The sequence below is a fragment of the Lentzea sp. genome (assembly GCF_035525475.1).
Taxonomy (GTDB): domain Bacteria; phylum Actinomycetota; class Actinomycetes; order Mycobacteriales; family Pseudonocardiaceae; genus Lentzea.
This window is the reverse complement of the sequence record NZ_DATLEC010000104.1, coordinates 1-3,758: the sequence shown is the minus strand read 5'-3', so window position 1 is coordinate 3,758 and position 3,758 is coordinate 1. Positions and strand designations below refer to the sequence as shown.

The following is a 3,758-nucleotide window of genomic DNA, read 5'->3' as shown; positions in this document are numbered from 1 at the left end:
GATGCGAGTGGAGCTGCCGTGCGGATCGTGATCGCGGAAGACGACCCGTTGCTGCGCGAGGGGCTGGCGCTGCTGCTGCGCGCCGAGTCGCTCGACGTGGTGGCCACCGCGGACACGCCGGGATCGTTCCTGGCCGCGGTGGCCGAACACGAGCCCGACGTCGCCATCGTCGACGTGCGGATGCCGCCCACCCACACCGACGAAGGGATCCTGGCGGCCGTCGAGGCACGCCGCCGCCAGCCAGGCCTCGCGGTCCTCGTGCTCTCGGCCTACGTCGAGCAGACGTTCGCCACCGAACTGCTGACCGGCGGCGCCAGCCGGCTCGGCTACATGCTGAAGGAACGGGTGGGGCGGGTCGACGAGTTCCTGACCGCCCTGCACCGGGTGGCCGGCGGCGGCACCGCCGTGGACCCCGAAGTCGTCGGCCAGCTGCTGGCCCGCAACCCGCACACGAGCGCGCTGGGCCGGCTGAGCCCCAGGGAACGCGACGTGCTCGCGCTCATGGCCCAGGGACTCGGCAACACCGCCATCGCCGAGAAGCTCGTCATCACCGAAGGCGGAGTGCACAAGCACATCCGCAGCATCTTCGCGAAACTTGACCTCGCACCCGACGACCGCGCCGACCGGCGCGTCACCGCCGTCCTGCGCTACCTCGAGGGCAGCGGACCGAAGTAGCGCCGTTGTACCACCGATCGATCCGGCGCCGGTTTGTGGGCCACCGATGTGGACCTGCGGCACACGGGGTTCCGAACACCGCCGTCAGCGTCCTTTCCGGCCGGACGCGTGACGACGACAACCGAAGGGCGTCCCCGCGGTGCGGACACGCCCTTCGGTTGTCGTTCAACCGGATCGGGGACGTCTGCTGTCCCAGGTGACCGTCACTCCTTGACGCCGATGCCGGCGATCGGTGGGACGCGGAGCAGTCGTGCGATGGGCAGGACGGTGGTGAGCAGGGCGAGCAGCGTCGTGCCGCCGACGATGGACACCCATCCCAGCGGGGGAACATAAGGAACGCTCTGCCCGGTGATAGTGCGCACCACTGATACCAAGGTGAGCGCGGCGATGGATCCGCCGATGAGCAGAGAAACGCCGAGCAGGCCGGACTGTTCCGCGTGGACCATTCTCTTCACCTGCTTCCGGGTGACACCGACCATGCGCAGTGAAGCCAGTTCACGGCCCCGGGTGAGGGCGGCCATGACCATGGTGTTGGCGGCGGCCAGGGCGGCGTAACCGATCATGATGCCCATCAGCAGCTTGTTCAGCCAGGCGCTGAACGCCAGGTCGTTGGCAAGCTGGCTGGTGAGGCCGGCCGTGCTCGTCACGGCGCTGCCGGGGTGCCGGTCGGTGACGTCGGCCAGGGCGGTGGTGATGTCGGTGCCCGGTTCGGAGCGGACGAGGATCCGCTCGTAGCCGGCGGAGGCGGTGTGGCCCGCGATGACGTCCTTGGTGACGGTGAAGTCGCCGAAGGCTATGCCCCGGCCGTAGATCGCGACGATGCGCAGGGTGACCGGCGTGCCGTCGCCGAGCCACACCTCGGCCTGGTCGCCGACTTTCCAGCCGTTCGAATCGGCTTGCAGGGCCGACACCGCCATGGCGGGCCCGCGCAGGTCGGCCAGGCTGCCGCTGCGAACCTGCAGGTCCATGGTGTGCTCGACGCCGTCCGGATCGATCGCCTGCGCACCGCCGCCTTCCTTGCCTCCGCCGAGGAGGATCGAGGTGTTCCGCACTCCGGTGGCGGCCACCACGCCGGGAATCTCGCGTATTTCCGCGAGGGCGGTCTCAGGCAGGCTGGTGGCGGAGCTCATGGTGTGCTGGGCAAGCATCCCGGCGCGGTTCTGGGTGACGCTCTGTCGTTCCAGGTTGTCCTGGAGGAACCAGATCGAGCCACCGAGGCCGACCGTCAGCACCAACGCGGTCAGCACGGTGACCATGCCCTGGGCGTTGGCGCGCAGGTTCGCTGCGGCCAGGTAGCCGCTGTCGCCCCACACCGCGCGCAGCACCGGGCCGAGAAGCCGGGCGGCCACCCGGTTGATCCAGGGGGCCAGCAGGGCGACCGCGAGGACGAGCGCGAACAGCATGCCGAGCGCGGTGCCGAGGGCAGCGGTCCCCTTCTGCGTCGTGGTGAGCGTGGTCAGGTAGATGGCACCGGCCAGGGTGACGAACCCGACGAACAGGCGGATCTTGCTGTTCCGGCTGGATTCCACGGCGATCTCGCCGAGCGCCTCCGTCGGGCGGATCAGCACCGTCCGACGGGCGGCGATCAGCGCGGCCCCCACCGCCACCGCCATTGTCGCCCCCACCACGGCGGCCGCGGTCAGCGCACCGCCGCTGAACGGGAACGTGTTCGGGATGAACCCGCGGTCGACCAGTTCCCCGCGCACCCATCGAGTGGCGAACCAGCCAGAGGGCACACCGATCACGATCGACAACAGGCTGAGCAACCCCACCTCGGTGAGGATCAACCGGGCGATCTGACCTGGAGTCGCGGCGACGGCCCGGAGCAAAGCGAGGTCGCGTCGCCGGTGCCGGACCGCGAGGCCGATGGTTCCGGCCACGGCGAACATCACCAGCAGCCCCACGAATCCGCCGAAGACGGTGCCGAGGTTGATCAGCAGGGCGCTGGCCGCCAGGTCCGCGGACTGCTCCAGCTGCCCGCGCTCGGTGCCGGCGTGGACCTTGACACCGGCCTCGGTGGCCAGTTCGCGCACGTCGGCGACCAGTGCGGCGCTGGAGGCACCTGGCTCGGCGATGACGCCGACGGCGTCGACCTGGCCCTGCCGCGGGTACACGGCCGCCGCGTGCTCGTCGGTGAAGAACACCGCGGGCGACGCGTCGGAGCCCGGCCGGGGACCGGCGTCGCGCACGAGGCCGCTGACCCGGTACACGCTTGCCGTGCCACCCACCAGGATCGGGACCTCGTCGCCGGGCACCACCGAGCCCGCCAGGCGTTCGTCCAGCGCGACCTCCTTGTCGCCCTTCGGTTCGGCACCCGTGGCCAGCCGGTAGGGGGTGAGAACCGTGCTGCCCCACCCGTGCCCGGTGGCCGCGCCGTTCGGCAGGATCGCCGTCACCGACGTGTCACCGACGACGGTGGCCACGCCCGGTACCTGCCGGAGCCGCTCGACCATCGAGGCGGGGACGGTGCCGCCTTCAGGCAGTTGTACGGCGACCTTTTCCTGGTCGTTCGGGGAGGTGACCGTGATCTCGCGGTAGGCGACGACGACGTCCGCGGCGGCGTAGCGCTGCGGCACGGCCTCGAACCGCAGGCCGGACTCCACGAGTATTCCCATCGACGTCAGGAGCACCACTCCGACCGTCAAGGCCAGGAGGGTGGCGACCGCGCTGCCCTTGCGGTGGCGCAGCATCTTCGCGGCTAGCTTCAGCATCGCCTCAGCGCTCCTGCGTCGCGCGCGGACGGCGGCCCAGCAACGCCAGGTGCTCGGCGATGCGCTCCGGACCCGGCTGCGGCATGTCGTGCACGATCCGGCCGTCGGCCAGCACCATCACCCGATCCGCGTACGACGCCGCCACCGGGTCGTGCGTCACCATGATCACCGTCTGCCCGGACTCGTCCACCACCGAACGCAGCAGGCTCAGCACCTCGGCCGCGGTCTGGGTGTCCAACGCACCGGTCGGCTCGTCACAGAAGATGACCTCCGGGCGCGTCGCCAACGCCCGCGCGATCGCGACCCGCTGCTGCTGACCGCCGGACAGCTCCGACGGCCGGTGCGACAGCCGTTCGGTCAACCCGACCCGGT

At 70.7% G+C, this 3,758-nt stretch carries 3 protein-coding genes; 1 reads left to right on the top strand and 2 read right to left on the bottom strand.

The genetic code is table 11. The features are described from left to right. Positions 1 to 18: 18 nt before the first annotated feature. On the top strand, positions 19 to 675 hold the full coding sequence (locus tag VM306_RS18780) for a response regulator transcription factor (RefSeq protein WP_325516649.1): 657 nt from the start codon (positions 19 to 21) through the stop codon (positions 673 to 675). Positions 676 to 878: 203 nt separating this feature from the next. Here the strand turns inward: VM306_RS18780 and VM306_RS18775 are convergent, their stop codons facing one another. Both VM306_RS18775 and VM306_RS18770 read right to left on the bottom strand, forming a co-directional pair. Beyond that, positions 879 to 3,386, bottom strand: a complete 2,508-nt coding sequence (locus VM306_RS18775; RefSeq protein ID WP_325516647.1) for an ABC transporter permease — start codon at positions 3,384 to 3,386, stop codon at positions 879 to 881. Positions 3,387 to 3,390: 4 nt separating this feature from the next. After that, the coding region (locus VM306_RS18770; RefSeq protein ID WP_325516644.1) for an ABC transporter ATP-binding protein at positions 3,391 to 3,758 on the bottom strand (368 nt) is incomplete at its 5' end.